Source organism: Saccharopolyspora flava (assembly GCF_900116135.1).
GTDB lineage: Bacteria > Actinomycetota > Actinomycetes > Mycobacteriales > Pseudonocardiaceae > Saccharopolyspora > Saccharopolyspora flava.
In genome coordinates, this window is the sequence record NZ_FOZX01000002.1 from 216,068 (window position 1) to 233,748 (window position 17,681).

The window sequence follows — 17,681 nt, forward strand, 5'->3', positions numbered from 1 at the left end:
CCGCCGTGCACAACCCGATGTTCGACCCGCAACTCCCGCCCCAACTCACCCGGCCCCCGGCCGATCCGCCTAAGCAGGGCTCCATCGCAGTCCTGATCGTCGCCGCGCTGACCACCTCCGGCGTCTCCCTCGGCGGCTTCGCGCTGCTCGGAGCCATGAGCATCAAGCGCGGCTTCGAAACGGGTCACCACCTCGCCGGCGCGCTGCTGCTCACCGCGGCCACCCTCACGATCACCCTCGGCATCGGAGGCAGCCTCCTCTCCCTCCTCCGAGGCAGCCGAACGGGCAGAATCCTGGTCACGATCTGCTGCGCCCTCTACGCGATCAGTGGCACCACGACCCTCCTCAACGGCAACCTCGGAAGCCTCACCCAACTCCTCATCGCCCTCCCCCTCGCCACCCTCTGGTGGCTCCCCACCACGACCCGGGCGATGCACTCCCGCCGAACTCCGTCACCTCCCGCCCCGCACTACTGGGCACAGGGCAGTTTTAGTTAAAACTGTCCGGGCAAAACGGACATGATCATGGGGCAATTAGAGGAAAAACTGTCCCCTGGCGACGCAGAGCACCAACCGCACCTCCACATCGGGCACGCAAGCACTCCTCCAGAACCCGACAAGATCACCCAATTCGCCGATGTGGCCGCTCCTGTTTTGCAAGACTCTCCGGACATGGCGCACACACCGGGGAGGAGTCGCAAGCATGACCGGGTTCAACACCACGCCCGATGAGATGCGGAACGCTTCGCGCGAGATCGACATGCTGGCGACGGATCTGCGATCGGTCCGCTCCGCCTGGGACGGAGCTACCGCCGAGGGCGCCCGAGCTTTCGCGACCACGACGTGCGGTGAAGCCTTCAACGCCTTCCAACAAGCCCTGTTCGACAACCTGTCGAAGCGACTGGATGCGTTGGAGCGGACCGCGCAGGACGTGCACACCAGCGCAAACACCTACGACGCCGCCGACGAGTCCGGTCGAGGACAGATCGGCGGCGTCCGGTGAACCAGGCGACCATCGACGACCTGGCAAGCCGTGCCGCTGACCTGCAGAGGATCGCGGAGTCCATGCGACCCGACAACCTCGCCGCGTCGATCGCCAACGCTCGTCGGTCCCTTGGAGAACCGCTCGGGAATCCTGGCGGACTCGATGATCTCGTTCACGCCTTCAGCCGAGCAGGTCAAGGCCTCGACGGAACCCAGCAGGACTCGACGAGGATGGCCACGGACCAGCTGCCCGCTGTCTGGAGCGGCCAGGCAGCCGACGCGGCAACCGGCGCGCTGACCTCGTCGGCGAAAGAACTGGAGACCGACACCGCGCTCTTCACCGCAGCGAGCAAACTGCTGACCACCGTCGCCGATTCGCTTCGATCCGCGCACCAAGAGCACTCGGCGCTGCAGCAATACCTGCTCGACCTGCAGAACAAGGCAGACGCGCTCCCGCCCGACGCAGCAACCTCGCCTGTCGCGACCGACCTCGCGACGCAAGCGAGCGAAGCCGTGCAGAACGCCGCGAAGCTCCTGACCAACGTCCAGACCTCGGACGAGGAGACCGCGAAGAAGCTCACCTCGATCACGTCAGGCCCTTTCGGCCCCGTGGTGTTCCTCACCGCCGCCAACGGAGACCAGCGAAAACCGATCGACGAGATCCTGCGCGAGTACCAGGTCACCCCCGACCCGGACGGCATGGTCACCTTCCCCGACGGACCAATGGGCTGGCTCGCCGACCAGCTCGGTTTTGAACCCAAGACGATGACCGCCGGAGAGGCTTCACTGCTCACCGACCTCGGTGTGGCTGGGATCAAGGACGCGTACGACATTTACGAACGCGCCCAAGCCTCCGGAGCCGATGCGTTCGGAGGCCAGGGCACCACCGACGGGCACGGAGACGCGTTCCGGCACACCTACTGGAACGCGCTTCTGACCCAACGCTTCGGACCCGAATGGACCGAGAGCTACACGACCGCGCACGAGCGGCTACCTCAAGACCAGGCAAACGCATCGACGGTCGAAGCAATGGATCTGTACAACAACGAGGTCGGCCGGAACATCGCCCAGGCCCACCCCGATGCGGGTCCCGAAGAGCTAGCCCGCCACGTTGAGGAAGCGGTACGCAATGGGGACGTGCTCGTCCACGACCAACAAGGAAACCTGAAGTACAGCGACCAGGTCGAGATCGGTCAGTCCGGGAAGGCACAGGCAGCACCGGATACCGGAGGCCACACCCCCAGAGAACCCGACTACCACTGGTCCGGGGGTTACAACCCAGGCAACGACGCGGACAGTTACGGAACGACCGATGGGAACTACTGACATGCTGCGGCGTATCGCTGTGGGTTCACTGCTCGCATTGTTGGCGGGAGGTTGCGCTCCGGGTGGCGTCGAGCCTGAGCGCGATCCGGGCCTCTACGAACAGATCAACAGTCTCACCCAACCCGGGCGTGAGCGGGCGATGCGCGACATGCAGCCGGGCCCGTGGGACACGGTGCACGTCTTCGAGGAGTACACCAGCAAGAAGGACGTTCAGGCCAAGGTTCACAGCGAGGTCGACATCGACGACCACTACTCCGGACCTGGGCAGCTTCTCTTCTTCATGCAGGACGGCAAGATCTTCCGAGCGGTGGAGCTCAACGCCTCGCGTGTGCCCGCCGGGACCTATAGCTCGAAGCTCGTCCTGCGCGGAGGTCCGATCCTCGGAGGAGTCCGCCTCGAAGCCATCGACTCGTGAGGGGCGCAGCTCGCGAGAGGGCAGTTTTAGCTAAAACTGTCCAGACAAAACGGACATGATCATGGGGCAATTCTAGAAAAAACTGTCCCCTGGTGAGGTCCCCAGGCACGCGACGCCGCTTCCCGGGTGAGGAGACGCCGTACCCGGGATCCGGGGGGATGGGTTTGGGGAAAGTGGGGGTGCGGGGGTGCTGCTGGGGTTAGGGTGCTGAGCGATCTTCGTGTTGTGGGAAGTCGGTGGCATGAGCGCGTTATGGCTGGGCGGGGTGGTTGAGACCCGTCGTTTCCGGTGGTCGGAGCTGCGAGGATGACTCGGCCTCCCTTACCTCCGCGCCCGCCCTGGGAGCAGCCGCAGAACGGTGACCGGGGTGGGCAGGCCTTCCCGGCACCACCGCCCGGGCAGCCGCTCCCCGCGGCGCCCGTCGGACGTCCGCACGTCGGCCCGCCTCCCGCGGCGTTCGGGCAGCAGCCGGGTCTCCCGCAGACCGGGCAGCCAGGGCAACAGCCCGGACAGCCTCGGCCCGGTCACCAGCAATCCGGACACCAAGGACAGCAGCCTGGGCAACCGCAGGCCTGGCAGGCGAATCCTCAAGCGCCGCAATGGCAAACCGACCCCTGGCAGGCCGGGGCGCAGCAGGCCGGGCCACAGCAGGCCGGATCGCAACAGGCCGGGTCGCAGCAGGCGGGGTGGCAGCGGGCCGCGCCCGCCTGGGTGCCGCCCGGCCCCGCCTTCCACCAGGAGCCTCCGAAGCGGAACAACCACGGCCTCGTCGTCGGGATCGTGCTCGCCGCGGTGACCGTGTTCGTGATCGGGACCGTCGGAGCCGTCGGAGCGTCGATGTCGGCGAACCGGGCCGAGCAGCGCTCCTACCAGCAGACCGCGCCCAGCTCCAGCGACGAACCCACCACGACCACCGAAACCACTTCGGAAACCACCACTTCCGACGAACCCACCACCTCGGACGCACCGTCCTCGACCGCGCGACCCGTGGTCAAGCTCGGCGACAACCCGATCAACATCGACGGCAGCGGGGCCGTCACCACCCCGTGCTCGTTACCGGCCTTCGACACCGACGTGGCCGCGCAGGACGCCTTCTACCAGGCCGCGCTCCCCTGCCTCATGCGCGCCTGGAAACCCGCGCTGCAGCAGGCGAACCTGCCCACCGACATGCCTCGCGTCGTCACCACCGGCAGCGACACCAACACGCCCTGCGGGCTGCGGACCTGGAACCAGACCGCGCTGTACTGCCCGCAGGACAACACCATCTACATGACCGCGCGCTACTACTCCGAAGTCGAGGGACGCAGCGAAGCCGGCGTGTTCCTCGGCCAGTTCGCGCACGAGTTCGGCCACGCGCTGCAACGGCTCTCCGGCATCAACGCCGCCTACGGGCAGGCCTCGGCCACCGCCCAGGGCGAAGCCGGGCTCGAACTCACCCGGCGCTCCGAACTCCAAGCCACCTGCTTCGAAGGCATGACCCTCGCCGCCCTGCAGAACGGCGGGGTCAGCGACGACATCATCTTCCCCGCGCTGCGCGACTCCGCCGGACGCGGCGACGAGAACAGCAGCGTCGCCGACCACGGCAGCATCCAGACCAACTCCACCTGGGTGCAGCAGGGATTCAGCAAGAACCGCGTCACCCAGTGCAACACCTGGCTGTCGCCGTCCAGCGACGTGGACTAGCGCCGACCCAGCAGCATCCCGAAACCGCCGCCCGCCACGGCGGCCAGGGTCACCAGCACGATGTTGGTGCGCCACGCCAGCGCTTCCAGCTCCGTCGCCTGGTCCTTCACCGGACCGACCCGCAACTGGCCCGACGGGTGGGTCGGCACCATCACCTGCAGGCGCTGGCCCCGGGTGTGCCCGCAGCCGTCGAAGGTGGCGCGCTGCGGCTTGCCGTCGATCCGCACCTCCACGACATCGCCCGCCGCGCGCTGACCGCACGGACGCGGCTCGACGACCACCGCCGTCGCCTCGCGCTCGGCGGTCTTCCGCTCACCGGACGCCGCGACCAGCGGCCACACCGTCACGCCCGCGACCACCACACCGAGAAATCCCAGGACGAGCAGGATCGACGCCACCGAGGCCTCACCTCGCGTGCTTCCCACATCACCGATAGTCCCAGAAACGCGTTGCGGCATCCCGGGATACCCGGTCAGGAGACGATCACGTTTGCGGCGGCGACACCTTCCGCACGTAGAGCAGCCGGTCGCCCTCCTCGATCGCGTCCGCCTCCGGAGCGTCGACCCGGTAGAGCTCGCCGTTGCGGACCACGCCCAGCACTATGTCGCCCAGGTGCCGCGGCGAACCGCCGACCTCCTGGCGCTCCACCTCGCGCTCGGCGATCGCCAACCCCACCTCGGGGCTGAGCAGGTCCTCGAACATCTCCACCACCGACGGCGTCGACGTCGCCATACCCAGCAGCCGGCCCGCCGTCTCGCTGGAGACCACCACCGAGTCCGCGCCCGACTGGCGCAGCAGGTGCACGTTCTCCGCCTCCCGGACGGCGGCGACGATCTGGGCCTTCGGCGCCAGCTCGCGGGCCGTCAGCGTCACCAGCACCGCCGTGTCGTCGCGGGCCGGGGCGATCACGATCGCGCGGGCGCGCGGCAGACCCGCCACGCGCAGCACGTCCGAGCGGGTACCGGAACCGTTGACCGTCACCAGGCCCTGCGCCGACGCCGACTCCAGCGACGCGCGGTCGGTGTCGACCACCACGATGCGACCCGGGTCCGCGCCCTCGCCGAGCAGCGCGGTGACCGCGGAACGGCCCTTCGTTCCGTATCCGATGACGACCACGTGGTCGCGCACCTTCGACCTCCAGCGTTGGATCTTGAAAGCCTGCCGCGAACGCTCGGTGAGCACTTCCAGTGTCGTACCGACCAGCACGATCAGGAACAGCACCCGCAGCGGAGTGATGACCAGCACGTTCACCAGGCGCGCCTGCTCGGTGACCGGGGTGATGTCGCCGTAGCCGGTCGTCGACAGCGACACCGTCGCGTAGTAGATGACGTCGAGGACGCTGAGCTCACCACCGGCGGAGTCCTCGTACCCGTCGCGGCCGACGTAGACGATGGCGACCGTGGCGGCCAGCGCGATCAGCGCACCGATGATGCGGCGGATGATGGAGCGCACCGGGCTGATCACGGTTCCCGGCATCCGGATGACCCCGACGAGCGCGTGATCGGGTCTGGTGCTCAGCTCTTCCTCGGCGTTGTGCCTGCCGAACAGCTGGCTCGGACCTCGATTCATGAGTTGCGCTCCCCGACGTTCCGACCACTCACGGCGTTGAACAGTAACCGCTCCGCACATGTGGACGACGACCGCCCGGAATTGTGTCGAATTCCTGGCAGAACACCATCCCGAAAAGGCGGTTCGGACGTTTACCATGCGACGGTGCAGCAGCTTCAGCACGCGGCCCGCGCCCTCGGGTGGGACGGGCGACTCGTACCGGATGTGGAGGTGCTCGGCACCCGCTTCACGGCGGTGGCCCGCATCCGGCAGGACGTCCACCAGTGGCGTCTGCACCACGGGTGGGGACCCGAGCTCGACCCCGCCTGGTTCAAGGCGTGGTCCGAACCCGAGCACCACGACCAGCTGCCGGTGGCGGCCGTCGACCTGATCGGGATCCTGGTCCCGGTGTCGAAGCCCTCGCGCGCGCTGCGGGCGTGCGGGATGCTGCTCAGCCTCGCGCCGTGCGCCGTCGTCCTGCCCGGTCAGCACCAGGAGGACCCGCTGTCGATGCTGGAGCTGGACTACTACGGCGCCGGCATCGTCACCACCGGTCCCGACGACGCGGGCAGGCTCGTGCTGGAGCCGGAGAACCGGGCGGCCGAGTTCGGCTCGTCGATGTTCGGCCGGTGGCTGCTGGAGGTCCTGTACTCGCGGCTGCTGGAGAACCCGCACATCACGGAGAACGCCTGACCCAGTAGTCCTCCGACCCCGGACTCTCCCGATCCCTCGACTCTCCCGATCCCGACTCTCTCGTCCCCGACGTGGGCGCAGTTTTCATGAAAACTGTCGAACCCCCGGGGAGTGACAGTTTTCATGAAAACTTCCCCCACCCACGAGGGAAGTCGCCGGGAAAACCCCACGTCGTGGAGGTTTCTCCGGATTTCGTCGTGGTCTTGGGGGTGGGGAAGTTTTCATGAAAACTTCCCCACCCCAGGTCAGGCGAGGACGTATTCGTGCCAGTTGAGACCTTCGGGGTTCCAGCGCATTCCGCGGCCCTCCTGGAGGACGCGCATCGCCTGAACCGTGTGCGGCCAGCGGCGGATGACGTTGGCCAGCGCGACCGGGGTCATCTGGTCCACCGTGCGCCGGTGATCACCGGGACCGAGCATCGCGATCCCACCCGGCGTGGACAGGATGTCGGTGAGCGGCCGCTGCCCGGACAGCGCCACCTGCTCGACGCTGATGATGGTCTGCGGCTGCAGCTCCGACGGCCAGGACTGGCGGTCGATGTCGCCGGCGACCGGCGTCTCGCAGTTGCCGCACTCGCACTCGAACTCGCTGGCCCAGCCGTGCTGCTGCCACGACCAGACCACGGCGGTCCCGGCGTCGAGGTCGGACAGCGCCGCCACGTGCGGCCACGCGCCGACGACGGCCTGCAGCTTGGTCTGCTTGGACTCCCGACCCGTGGCGCCCGGCCCCTCGAAGGACCAGGTTCCCTCATCGTCGCGGTGGACCCGCACCAGAGGGGCGCGCAGAGCGAGCACTTCGGTGTCCACGCGCACAGCGGATTCCGGCGGAGTGGAGAGCTTCCAGTCGGTGTTCATCGCGGGCATAGTCGTCCGCCGCGCACGCCGAACTCAAGCTTCACCACCCGAACGTGTAGACCTTCAATCGTTCTTCGGGATCGCGGTGATGAGCTCCCGCAGACCCGCCGAATCGCGCAGATCCGCAGGTCGCAGCGTGTAGTCGTGGCGCACGTAGTGGAACGCGGCGCGCACCTTCTCCAGCGGCGTGCGCGACAGCTCCGCCCACGCCAGCCGGTAGGCCGCCAGCTGCACCGACAGCGACGGGATCTGGTCGCCACCCGGCACTCCCCCGGTCTTCCAGTCCACGACCGTCCAGCCGCCGTCGGGATCGGCGAACACCGCGTCCATCCGGCCGCGCAGCACGATCCCCTCCACCTGCGTCTCGAACGGCACCTCCACCCGGTGCGGGGTGCGGTCCGCCCACGAGCCCCGCAGAAACGCCTTCTGCAGCTCCTCGAGGTCCTCGTGCATCGGCGCGGAATCGTCGGCGGCGCCGGGGAGTTCGTCCACGTCGAGCAGCGCGGACGAGGTGAACCGGTGCTCCAGCCAGGCGTGGAAGGCCGTGCCGCGGCGGGTCATCGGGTTCGGCGGGTAGGGCAGCGGACGCCGCAGCCTGCGGGCCAGCGCGTCGGTGTCGCCGGCGAGCTCGACGAGCTGGCTCACCGACAGGTGGTCCGGCAGCCGCACCTGCTCGCGGCGCTGCGCCGCGGCGGCCCGCTCGGCCAGCAGCACGTCGACGTCGCGGGCCCAGCCGTCCGGGTCCTCCTCGTCGGGCGCCGGGTCCGAAGTGGACATGGCGGCGCGCACGAGTTCGGCTCCCTCGGCGACGGATTCGCGGCGCGGGCCCAGCGGGTCCACCGGCCACTCGGCGGAGCGGACCTCGTCGGCCAGCGGGTTCTCGGCGTCCTCGTCGGGCGCCGGGCACCACTCGTCGATGACGCCGACCTTGTCGTCGTGCACCACCTGCGCGGTCTCGGTGAGGAAGTCCGACGGGCCCTTGGGCCGGTCGCCGCTCTCGCCCCACCAGTGCCCGGACAGCAGCAGCGTGCGCTCCGAGCGGGTCACCGCGACGTAGAACAGGCGGCGCTCCTCGGCGAGGCGGCGGGCCTCGAACTCCTCGTCGTGGATGCTCAGCGCCTCGCTGAGCTCCTTGCGGTCCAGGCCGTCGAGCCGGTTCACGTCGAGGGTGGGCAGGTCGGGGGCGTCGCCGCGCAGCTCGGCGGGCAGCGCGGTCACCGACCGCAGCCACGACGAGGACTTGCGCTTGCCCGGGAAGACGTCGTTGACCAGGTGCGGAACGGCCACCACCTGCCACTCCAGGCCCTTGGCGGCGTGCACCGTGAGGATCTGCACGCGGTCGTCGGCGACCTCCACCTCCCCCGGTTCCAGGCCGTCCTCGGCGCGCTCGGCGGCGGCGAAGTAGTCCAGCAGCGACGGCAGCGTCGCCGACGGGCTGGCCGTGGTGAACGAGGTGACGACGTCGGCGAACGCGTCGAGGTGGATGCGCCCGGCACCGGTCGGGCGCGCCAGGCTCTCGATGTCGAGCATCAAGGTGCGCTCGACGTCGGCGACCAGCTCGGGCAGCGGCTGGTCGAGACGCCGCCGCAGCGCGGCGAGTTCGCCGCCGAGCCTGCGGATGCGCTCGTAGCCCTGCTCCGAGTAGCGCTCGGGCTTGCCCGGGTCGTCGAGGGCGTCGGCCAGGCCCGCCTGCTCGGCGTTCTCCCCGGGCAGCGCCGCGTGCACGACGGCGGCCGGGTCGTCGGGGTCGGGTTCGCCGTAGAACTGGGTGCCCAGCTCCCGCGCCCGCTCCCACAGCGCGGCCAGGTCGGCGGCGCCGATGCGCCAGCGGGACCCGGTGAGCAGCCGCGCGGCGGCGGTGCCGGCCAGCGGGTCGACGAGCAGCCGCAGGGCGCTGACCAGGTCGCGGACCTCGGGTTCGTCGAGGAGCCCGCCGAGCCCGACGACCTCCACCGGCAGGCCTCGTTCGCGCAGCGCCACGGCGATGTCGGCCATGTCGGCGCGCCGCCGCACCAGCACCGCCGCCGTCGGCGGGCGGCCGGTCTCGTCGATCGCCGACTGCCACTGGGCGTGGATGCGGTCGGCGACCCACTCGCGCTCGGCGCGGACGTGCTCGGCCAGCAGCACCCGGATGTCGCCGTCGTCGGCGCCGTCGCGGGCGCGCAGCTCGTCGACCTCCAGGCCGATGCGGCGCAGCGGTTCGGAGACCGCGTTGGCCACGCGCAGCACCTCGTCGGGGTTGCGGAAGCTGGTCAGCAGCCCGTAGCGGTGCGCGGGCACCCGCCGGTCGACCTCGGTGCGCGGGAAGTCGGTGCGGAAGCGCGGCAGGTTCGCCGCGCTCGCGCCGCGCCAGCCGTAGATGGCCTGCGCCGGGTCGCCCACCGACGTGACCGGCAGCGGATCGGCGTCACCGCCGAACAGCGACCGCAGCAGGACGCGCTGGGCGTGGCCGGTGTCCTGGTACTCGTCGAGCAGCACCGCGCCGTAGCGGGCGCGCTCGCCGTCGACGACCTCCGGGTGCTCGGCGGCGAGGTGGGCGGCCAGCGACATCTGGTCGGCGAAGTCCATCGCGCCCTCGCGGCGCTTGCGCTGCCCGTACTCCTCGACCAGCGGCAGCAGCGCGGCCCGGAGCCGTTGCGCGGCAACGACCTTCACCAGGTCCTGCGGCAGGTTGGCGCGCTGGCCCTTGGCGCGCGGCGCGTTCTCCACCGCCTCGCAGAGCTTGTCGGCGTGGGCGCGCAGCTCGTCGGGGCTGACCAGGTGCTCGGCGAGCTCCCCGGCCAGCGCCAGGAGGTAGCCGGTGACGGTGGTGGGCACCTTGTCGGTGTCGAGGTCCTCGGTCCAGGTCGACACGACGCGGTGCGCGAGCTGCCAGGACGCGGTCGCGGTGAGCAGCCGCGCCCCCGGCTCGACCGGCACCCGCAGACCGTGCTCGCCGACGATCCGGCCCGCGTAGGCGTGGTAGGTGAGCACCGTGGGTTCCTCGGTGAGCACCGCCGAGCGCAGCTGGCCGCTGGGGTCGACCTCGTCGAGCAGCCCGGAACCGGCGAGCCTGCGCAGCCGGGCGCGCACCCGGTCGGCGAGCTGGCGGGCGGCCTTGCGGGTGAACGTCAGGCCCAGCACGCGTTCCGGCGTGACCAGCTGGTTGGCGACCAGCCAGACGACGCGGGCGGCCATCGTCTCGGTCTTGCCGGCGCCCGCGCCCGCGACCACCAGGGCCGGTTCGGGCGGGGCGGCGATGACCTCGGCCTGCTCGGGCGTCGGCTCGTGCAGGCCCAGGGCCTGGGCGATCCGCTGCGGGGTGATCACTGCGAAACCTGCCTCCCCGCGGGGTGGACCGGGCAGCTGGTGCGCGCCGGGCAGCGCGGGCAGTCGGTGTTCTCGCTGGCCACGTAGGCCGGTCCGAGGCTGGACTCGGCGGCGCTGTGCACCACGTCGAGCCACACCTTGATCTTGTCCTCGTCGAGGGGTTCCTGCGCGCGCTCGGTGGCGGCGCCCTTGCGGTCGGACTTGGCGACGTAGAGCAGCCGGGCCCCGCCGGGCTCGTCGTCCTCGTCCCCGAACGCACCCAGCGCGGCGGCCAGCTGGTAGACCGCCAGCTGCGGGTGCTCCTCGGCATCGCCCTTGCTGACCGGGGCTTTCGCGGTCTTGACGTCGACGACGACCGGGCGGCCCTCGGCGTCCTTCTCCAGCCGGTCGACCCGGCCGCGCAACCGCAGCCACGGCCCGCCCTCGCGGCCCTGCACCGTGATGTCGAGGTCGCGCTCCACGCCGATCTGGGTGAGCTCGGCGCGGGACTGCACCAGCCACACGACGAACGCGTTGAGCATCCCCTCGACGCGCTTGCGCTCCTTGCGGGAGAACCACGGCGCCCCGGCGTCGACGGTCTGCCACGCCTCGTCCAGGGCCTGGTGCAGCTGCGCGGTGTCGGCGCCGTCGGCGGCGGCCTGCACCAGCGCGTGCACGAGAGTGCCCGTCACGGCGGCGAGTTCGGCGGTGTCCTGCCCGCCGTTGCGCTCGACCAGCCAGCGCAGCGGGCACTTCGCGAGGATGTCCACTGTGGATGGAGAGACCTTCACCGGGTCGTCGCCGGTGACCAGCGGAGCGTCGGTGGACGGCGCGGGCAGGCCGTACCAGGTGTCCGGGTCGGCGCCGGGCACGCCGTCGGCGGCCAGCCGGGCCAGCTGCGTCGCGGCGCGACGCCTGCGATCCTCCGGCTCCTCCGGGTCGCACACCACCCGGCGCAGCTCGCCGACCAGGTCGGCCAGCGTCAAACCCCGCTCCGGGCGGGCGATCGGGCGCTCCGCGGAATCCGGGTCGCTGTCCACGCCGTCGAGCTCGTCGAGGAACCGCGACGGCTGCTCGTCCTCCCCGCGCACCGCGCTGACCAGCAGGCTCCGCCGCGCGCGGCTGGCGGCGACCAGCAGCAGCCGGCGCTCCTCGGCCAGCAGCGGCGCGGTCGCCGACACGCGCTCGCCGGACATCCCCGACAGCACGTCGACCAGCTGCTCCACGCCGAGCAGCGACCCGCGCAACCGCAGGTCGGGCCAGCTGCCCTCCTGCACGCCCGGCACCGCCACCACGTCCCACTCCTGGCCGCTGGCGGCGTGCGCGGTGAGGATCTGCACCGCGTTGTCCCGCGGCGCCGTCGGAGCCAGCGAGGACCCGGCGATGTGCTGCTCGGTGAGGTAGTCGGCGAAACCGGCCGCGTCGTTACCGGGCGAGCGGTCGACGAACTGGGCGGCGGCGTCGAACAGCGCCACGATCGCGTCCAGGTCCCGGTCGGCCTGGGCGCCGGTGACGCCGTGCCGCTCGGACTGGGCGACCCAGCGCTTCTCCAGACCCGAGGCCTTCCACACCCGCCACAGGGTTTCCTCGACGGTCTGGCCCTTGTCGACCGACTCGCGCGCGACCCGCAGCAGCGCGCCGACCTTGCGGGCCGGCTCCGCGGCCGAGTCCTCCAGCGCGGCCAGCCGGTCGCCGTCCTGCAGCACCTCCACCAGCAGCTCACCGCTGGGACGCGCTGCGCCCGACGACGATTCGAGCCGCAGCAGACCGCGCCGCAACCGGCGCAGCGCCAGCGGATCGGCACCGCCCAGCTGCGAGGACAGCAGCAGCGCCGCCGCGTCGGCGTCGAGCTCGTGCGGCCGGACCGCGCAGCGCAGCAACGTCAGCAGCGGCCGGACCGCGGCGCGCTGCGACAGCGGCACGTCGTCGACCGGCAGCGCGATCGGCACCCCGGCGGCCAGCAGCGCGCGCCGCAGCACCGGCAGCGACCGGCCCGTCGAGCGCACCACCACGCCCATCCGCGACCAGGGGATCTCGTCGAGCAGGTGCGCGCGGCGCAGCTGGTCGGCGACCCACGCCGCCTCCTGCGCCTCGGTGGCCAGCAACCGCACCTGCACGGCCCCGGCCGTCTCGTCCTCGTCGGACTCCGGTTCGGCCAGGCGGCGCTGCGGCCCGTGCCCCGGGAGCCGGGAGGCCAAGCGCTGCACGGCTTCTCGCACCGACTTCGACATCCGGTGGTCCACGGTGAGCACGGTGGTGTCCTCGCCGCCCGGATCGGAGTCGAGCAGGCAGCGCGGGTCGGCGCCGCGGAAGGTGTAGACGGCCTGGTCCGGGTCGCCGGCCAGGACGAACTCGGTGGCGGTGTCGCCGAGCGTGCGGATCAGCTGGAACTGCTGCGGGTCCAGGTGCTGCGCGTCGTCGACCAGCACGTACCGGACCCGGTCCTGCTCGGCGCGCAGCAGCCCGGGATCGGTGGCGAACGCCAGCCGCGCCGAGCCGACGAGCTCGGCGGCGTCCAGCGCCGCGGCCTGCGAACCCCCGGCGCCGCGCAGCAGCGTGACCTGCTCGTACTGGCGGCCGAAACGGCCCGCGGCGACCCACTCGGGACGGCCGTGCTCGCGGCCCAGGGCGATCAGCCGGTCCGGGTCGACGCCGCGTTCGGCCGCGCGCAGCAGCAGGTCCCGCAGCTCCTCGGCGAAACCCGGCACGGTCAGCGCGGGTTGCAGCGTCTCCGGCCAGTCGCGGGCGCCCTCGTCAACGTCGCCCTGGAGGAGTTCGCGGACCAGGGCGTCCTGGTCGGGGCCGTTGAGCAGCTGCGGCGGCGGGAGCTCGTCGCGCACGGCCTGCAGCCGCAGCACCGCGAAGGCGTAGGAGTGCACGGTGCGGACCAGCGGTTCCGGGGCCGTGCGCACGTCCTCGCCGGAGCCGGTGAGCAGCCGGGTGATCTCGGTGCGCATCCACGACGCCGCGCGGCGGCTGGAGGTGAGCACCAGGACGTTCTCCGGGGACACGCCCCGGTTGCGGATCCGGTCGGCGGCGATCTCGGCGAGCAGCGTGGACTTGCCGGTGCCGGGACCGCCGAGCACGCGCAGGAATCCGAAGGAGTGCTCCAGCGCGCGACGACCCGCTTCGTCCCACGTCGTGGCGCGGCGCGCGGTCCCGGCGCGGCGCACGAGAACGGGCGAGGTCGCTGCAGGCACGCACCGAATGGAACCACGTCAGCGCGACAAGATCACTGCTGGGCACGCCGGTGTGTGGCCCGGTTATCTGGGATTTCCAACTGTGAATGCTGGGATCGGACTCCGGCGTTTGGTGGTACATACCAATTTTGCGGTCTGGCAGATTTCCTTCCGTCACCGGCCTCCCCCGCCTGTGACCTGCGAATTCGCGCACCCCGACAGCGCGACGCACCCCGAAGAAGGAGGAATCGTGAGCAAGATCCGCACGAGTCTGCTCGCCGGCGCCGCCGTCCTCGGCACGTTGGCCGCTGGAGCCGCTCCGGCCCTGAGCGCCGAAGCGCCCGCCGACGGCCCGAGCCCGGCCGCCACCAGCCCGGTCGCCGCCTCGCCGTACCTGTACAACGGCTGGGGCAGCCCGCCCGCGCCCGCCGACGTCATGAACGCGACCGGCATCAAGGACTTCACCCTCGCCTTCATCAACTCCGACGGCGGCTGCAACCCCGCCTGGGACGGGCAGCGCCCGCTGGACGGCCAGGACAAGGCCACCATCGACGCGATCCGCGGTGCCGGCGGCGACGTGATCCCGTCCATCGGCGGCTACTCCGGCACCAAGCTCGGCGAGGTCTGCGCCGACGGCCAGCAGCTGGCCGCGGCCTACCAGAAGCTGATCGACGCCTACGGGCTCAAGGCCATCGACGTCGACATCGAGGCCACCGAGTTCGAGGGCCAGGCCTCCCGCGACAAGGTCGTCGAGGCGCTGAAGATCGTCAAGGACACCAACCCCGACGTGCAGACCGTGGTCACCTTCCCGACCACGACCACCGGCCCGAACGAGAACGGCAAGGCGATGTTCGCCAAGGCCGCCGAGATCGGCGCGAACATCGACGTCTGGACGCAGATGCCGTTCGACTTCAACGGCACCGACATGGGCGCCGACACCATCTCGGCGACCGAGGGTCTCAAGGAGGCGCTGAAGGCCGCGTTCGGGTACGACGACGCCGACGCCTACGCGCACTCCGGCATCTCGTCGATGAACGGCAAGACCGACGTCGAGGGCGAGATCGTCGACCAGGCCGCGTTCCAGAAGATGGCCGACTACGCCAAGGAGAAGGGCCTCGGCCGCTTCACCTTCTGGTCGGTCAACCGCGACCGCCCCTGCAGCGGCGGCGCCGTCGACTCCTGCAGCGGCATCGACCAGGGCGACTGGGACTTCTCCAAGATCGTCGCCGGCTTCCAGGGCTGACCCAGGGGCGGCACCTCCCCCAGGCACCCCCGGACACGGCCCGCCCCTCCCAGGGGCGGGCCGTCTCGCTGCAGGGCCGTGGTCGCGGAACGCCGCCCCTGCGGAGCGGACAGTTTTAGCCATAACTGTCCACTGCCGATGTCCGAAATGTCCGGACAGTTATGGCTAAAACTGCCCACTGCCTAGGACTCCGGAGGCGAGCCGTCGCAGGACATCGGCAGCAGCTCCGATGCAGGGCAGGGGTGGGGGCTCCTGCGTCAGAGCAGGGGTGGCAGTTGGGTGCCGTGGCTTGGGTGCGGCATGGGGGCGCTCCTTGCGGAGGGGGCAGTTTTAGCCATAACTGCCCGAGGGTGGCGTCCGAAATGTCTGGACAGTTATGGCTAAAACTGTCCGCTGTCCTGGGCTCCGGCGGTGAGTCGTGGGTATTGGTGCTGCGGTAGGTTCGCGGCGTGGACGAGGAGACTTTCGAGCGGGTGCGCGCCGTGGTCGCGTCGATCCCGCCGGGTCACGTGCTGTCCTACGGTGACGTCGCCGAGCTCGCCGGGCTGAAGACCCCGCGCCTGGTCGGGCGGATCATGGCCGAGGACACCGCGGATCTGCCCTGGTACCGGGTGCTGCGGTCGAACGGGACCGTCGCCGAGCACCTGCGCCACCGCCAGCTCGAGCTGCTCCGCGCCGAGGGCGTCCTCGCCGACGGCGGCAAGGTCCCCATGAGCCGGTACCGCTGGCGCGACTAGCGCCGCGGAAGCCGCTCCTCCACCAGCTTGACCAGCGCCGCGGTCCGGGAGCGGTCCGGGATCTCGTGCGGCAGACCGGCTTTCGCGATCGGGGCGGCCGTGACCGGGCCGACGCAGGCGATGAGGACGTTCTCCCGCAACGCCTTCCGCAGCGCCTCGCCGCGATCCGTGCGGTCGGCGCGGGCCAGGAAGTTCGTCGCGGCCGGGGCGCTGGTGAACGGCAGCGCGTCCACCTCGCCGGCGATGACGGCGTCGATGAGCCGGTCCAGCGCGTCCAGGTCCACCGGGTCGGTCCAGCGGTAGACCGTCACCGGCACGACCTCCGCCCCGGCGTCGGTGAGCACCCGGCGGAACTCCAGCATCGGATCGCCGTGGACCTGCAGCACCACCCGCTTGCCCGCGACACCCTGCTCCAGCAGGTGGGCCAGGATCTCCGCGGACTCCTCCGTCGGCGACGTCCACTCCTCGCGCAGCCCGACGCCGCGCACCGCGCCCTTGGCCTTCGCGCCGCGCGCCACCACGCGGGAGTCCCGCAGGTGCTCGACCAGCTCGTCGCCGGACGCCTCGAACCAGCCCCGGAAACCCATGCCGGTGATCGCCACGACGAAGTCCACCGGAGCCGACAGCACTCGCCGCGTCGCGGCCGCGAGCTCGCCGTCCTCCGGCAGCGGAACCGTGTGCATGGCGGCGCCGAACAGCACGCGGGCACCCCGGCGGGCCAGCAGGTTGCCGATCTCCTCGGCCTTGCGCTCCGCCGTGATCCCGATCGTGAAACCGCTCAACACGTCCTGCACGCGCTTATCGTCACACACCCGGCCACCGGGCCGAGAAAATCGTGACTTACAGGACTTCCAGCACCATTTGGGACGCGCGTTCCAGTCCCGTGAGCGTTTTCGCAGAAGAGCGCGGGTGCAGCGAGTGGACCGCGAGCCGGAACAGCAGGGCGCGCAGCAGCGCCTGCGGCCAGTCGGTCAGGTGCGACCAGCGCTCCACGATCGCCGGGTCGGCGCCGCCCCACGCCAGCGAGTCCACGACCACCACGGCCGCGGCCCACTCGGCGGGCCGCCAGTAGGCGTTGAAGTCGATCACGCCGGGCGAGGCGTCCCCGGCGAAGAGCACGTTGCCGAACAGGTCGCCGTGCACCACCTGCGGCTGCAGCTGCACCGGGCGCCGCGAGCCGGCCAGCACGTCGTAGAGCCTGCCGCCCTTCTCCTGCGGCAGCACGTACTCCTCCTCGCCCCACGCCATCCGGTCGGCCAGGGCGTAGATGTCCTGCCGCAGCTGCAGGAACCGCGGCCGCGACAGGTACCGGCTGGCCGCGTGCAGCCGCAGCGACATGGCCACGACCTCGTCGTGCCGCGGCTCGGGACGGCCCATGACGTCGCGGCTGGCGGACCAGCCCGACACCACCCAGCGCCCGTCGGTGGAGCGCACCGGGCGCGAGACCCGGATGTCGTCGGGTTCGAGCACGTCGAGGGTCTGGGCCACCCACGCGGCCTCGGCGGTGTTGGCGGCCGGCTTGAGCACGATCTCGCCGCATCGCCACGCGACCGCGCCCTCCAGCGCCTCCGGCTCCTCGACTCGCGCGCCGAACGCCGCGCACACGTGCGGCGGTGGCGGCTCCGGCGTAGCACTCACGCGCCAGACGCTACCTCGAAGATCGGCGTTTCGGCAGCAGGCGCTCCGCGAAAACGCGAGAGCGGTGCGCCGGTCGGCAGAACCGGCGCACCGC

Annotated in this window: 16 protein-coding genes; 8 read left to right on the forward strand and 8 right to left on the reverse strand. The window is 71.1% G+C overall.

Going from position 1 to position 17,681, the window contains the following annotated elements; translation table 11 throughout:
- Nucleotides 1-5 precede the first annotated feature (5 nt).
- From BM424_RS07860 to BM424_RS07875, 4 genes are all read left to right on the forward strand, one after another.
- Entirely contained in the window at nucleotides 6-497 is a 492-nt protein-coding gene (locus BM424_RS07860) for a hypothetical protein (protein WP_093414993.1), read from the forward strand.
- Nucleotides 498-702: 205 nt separating this feature from the next.
- Entirely contained in the window at nucleotides 703-1,002 is a 300-nt protein-coding gene (locus BM424_RS07865; protein WP_175547978.1) for a WXG100 family type VII secretion target, read from the forward strand.
- Nucleotides 999-2,309 carry a WXG100 family type VII secretion target gene (locus BM424_RS29395; RefSeq protein WP_245775695.1) on the forward strand — a complete coding sequence of 437 codons (1,311 nt, stop codon included), beginning with the start codon at nucleotides 999-1,001 and terminating at the stop codon, nucleotides 2,307-2,309. Before BM424_RS07865 ends, BM424_RS29395 begins: the two co-directional genes overlap by 4 nt.
- A gap of 139 nt (nucleotides 2,310-2,448) precedes the next feature.
- Nucleotides 2,449-2,724, forward strand: a complete 276-nt coding sequence (locus BM424_RS07875) for a hypothetical protein (protein WP_245775696.1) — start codon at nucleotides 2,449-2,451, stop codon at nucleotides 2,722-2,724.
- A gap of 321 nt (nucleotides 2,725-3,045) precedes the next feature.
- Here BM424_RS07875 and BM424_RS29400 read toward each other — a convergent pair whose 3' ends face one another.
- Nucleotides 3,046-3,315: a hypothetical protein gene (locus BM424_RS29400; protein WP_139274023.1), complete on the reverse strand. Its 270-nt coding sequence runs from the start codon at nucleotides 3,313-3,315 to the stop codon at nucleotides 3,046-3,048.
- A 120-nt stretch (nucleotides 3,316-3,435) separates the two neighbouring features.
- On the opposite strand from BM424_RS29400, the gene BM424_RS07880 reads away from it, so the two are divergent.
- Nucleotides 3,436-4,407: a neutral zinc metallopeptidase gene (locus BM424_RS07880; protein ID WP_139274024.1), complete on the forward strand. Its 972-nt coding sequence runs from the start codon at nucleotides 3,436-3,438 to the stop codon at nucleotides 4,405-4,407.
- Here the strand turns inward: BM424_RS07880 and BM424_RS07885 are convergent.
- Both BM424_RS07885 and BM424_RS07890 read right to left on the reverse strand, forming a co-directional pair.
- Nucleotides 4,404-4,832, reverse strand: coding sequence for a hypothetical protein (locus tag BM424_RS07885; RefSeq protein ID WP_139274025.1), 429 nt, complete (start codon nucleotides 4,830-4,832; stop codon nucleotides 4,404-4,406). The genes BM424_RS07880 and BM424_RS07885 overlap by 4 nt on opposite strands.
- A gap of 58 nt (nucleotides 4,833-4,890) precedes the next feature.
- Nucleotides 4,891-5,976: a potassium channel family protein gene (locus BM424_RS07890; protein ID WP_093415001.1), complete on the reverse strand. Its 1,086-nt coding sequence runs from the start codon at nucleotides 5,974-5,976 to the stop codon at nucleotides 4,891-4,893.
- A gap of 144 nt (nucleotides 5,977-6,120) precedes the next feature.
- On the opposite strand from BM424_RS07890, the gene BM424_RS07895 reads away from it, so the two are divergent.
- On the forward strand, nucleotides 6,121-6,648 hold the full coding sequence (locus BM424_RS07895; protein ID WP_093415003.1) for a hypothetical protein: 528 nt from the start codon (nucleotides 6,121-6,123) through the stop codon (nucleotides 6,646-6,648).
- Nucleotides 6,649-6,893: 245 nt separating this feature from the next.
- Here BM424_RS07895 and BM424_RS07900 read toward each other — a convergent pair whose 3' ends face one another.
- The 3 genes from BM424_RS07900 to BM424_RS07910 all read right to left on the reverse strand — a co-directional run bounded on the left by BM424_RS07900 (nucleotide 6,894) and on the right by BM424_RS07910 (nucleotide 13,990).
- Nucleotides 6,894-7,502: a hypothetical protein gene (locus BM424_RS07900; RefSeq protein ID WP_245775697.1), complete on the reverse strand. Its 609-nt coding sequence runs from the start codon at nucleotides 7,500-7,502 to the stop codon at nucleotides 6,894-6,896.
- Nucleotides 7,503-7,565: 63 nt separating this feature from the next.
- Nucleotides 7,566-10,811, reverse strand: coding sequence for an ATP-dependent helicase (locus BM424_RS07905; RefSeq protein WP_093415006.1), 3,246 nt, complete (start codon nucleotides 10,809-10,811; stop codon nucleotides 7,566-7,568).
- Entirely contained in the window at nucleotides 10,808-13,990 is a 3,183-nt protein-coding gene (locus tag BM424_RS07910) for an ATP-dependent helicase (protein WP_093415007.1), read from the reverse strand. Before BM424_RS07910 ends, BM424_RS07905 begins: the two co-directional genes overlap by 4 nt.
- Nucleotides 13,991-14,294: 304 nt before the next feature.
- Here BM424_RS07910 and BM424_RS07915 point away from each other — a divergent pair, with 304 nt between their 5' ends.
- Both BM424_RS07915 and BM424_RS07920 read left to right on the forward strand, forming a co-directional pair.
- Nucleotides 14,295-15,212 carry a chitinase gene (locus tag BM424_RS07915; protein WP_425441990.1) on the forward strand — a complete coding sequence of 306 codons (918 nt, stop codon included), beginning with the start codon at nucleotides 14,295-14,297 and terminating at the stop codon, nucleotides 15,210-15,212.
- Between the two features lie 449 nt (nucleotides 15,213-15,661).
- Nucleotides 15,662-15,949 carry an MGMT family protein gene (locus BM424_RS07920; protein ID WP_093415010.1) on the forward strand — a complete coding sequence of 96 codons (288 nt, stop codon included), beginning with the start codon at nucleotides 15,662-15,664 and terminating at the stop codon, nucleotides 15,947-15,949.
- Here the strand turns inward: BM424_RS07920 and BM424_RS07925 are convergent.
- Both BM424_RS07925 and BM424_RS07930 read right to left on the reverse strand, forming a co-directional pair.
- Entirely contained in the window at nucleotides 15,946-16,743 is a 798-nt protein-coding gene (locus BM424_RS07925; protein ID WP_093415012.1) for a uroporphyrinogen-III synthase, read from the reverse strand. The genes BM424_RS07920 and BM424_RS07925 overlap by 4 nt on opposite strands.
- 46 nt (nucleotides 16,744-16,789) lie before the next feature.
- Nucleotides 16,790-17,587 carry a TIGR02569 family protein gene (locus BM424_RS07930; RefSeq protein WP_093415014.1) on the reverse strand — a complete coding sequence of 266 codons (798 nt, stop codon included), beginning with the start codon at nucleotides 17,585-17,587 and terminating at the stop codon, nucleotides 16,790-16,792.
- Between the last annotated feature and the right edge of the window lie 94 nt (nucleotides 17,588-17,681).

Coding starts and splice junctions, on each gene's coding strand:
- BM424_RS07890 (WP_093415001.1), bottom strand. CDS start 5,976: ATGAATCGAGGTCCGAGCCAGCTGTTCGGCAGGCACAACGCCGAGGAA.
- BM424_RS07875 (WP_245775696.1), top strand. CDS start 2,449: ATGCGCGACATGCAGCCGGGCCCGTGGGACACGGTGCACGTCTTCGAG.
- BM424_RS07900 (WP_245775697.1), bottom strand. CDS start 7,502: ATGAACACCGACTGGAAGCTCTCCACTCCGCCGGAATCCGCTGTGCGC.
- BM424_RS07865 (WP_175547978.1), top strand. CDS start 703: ATGACCGGGTTCAACACCACGCCCGATGAGATGCGGAACGCTTCGCGC.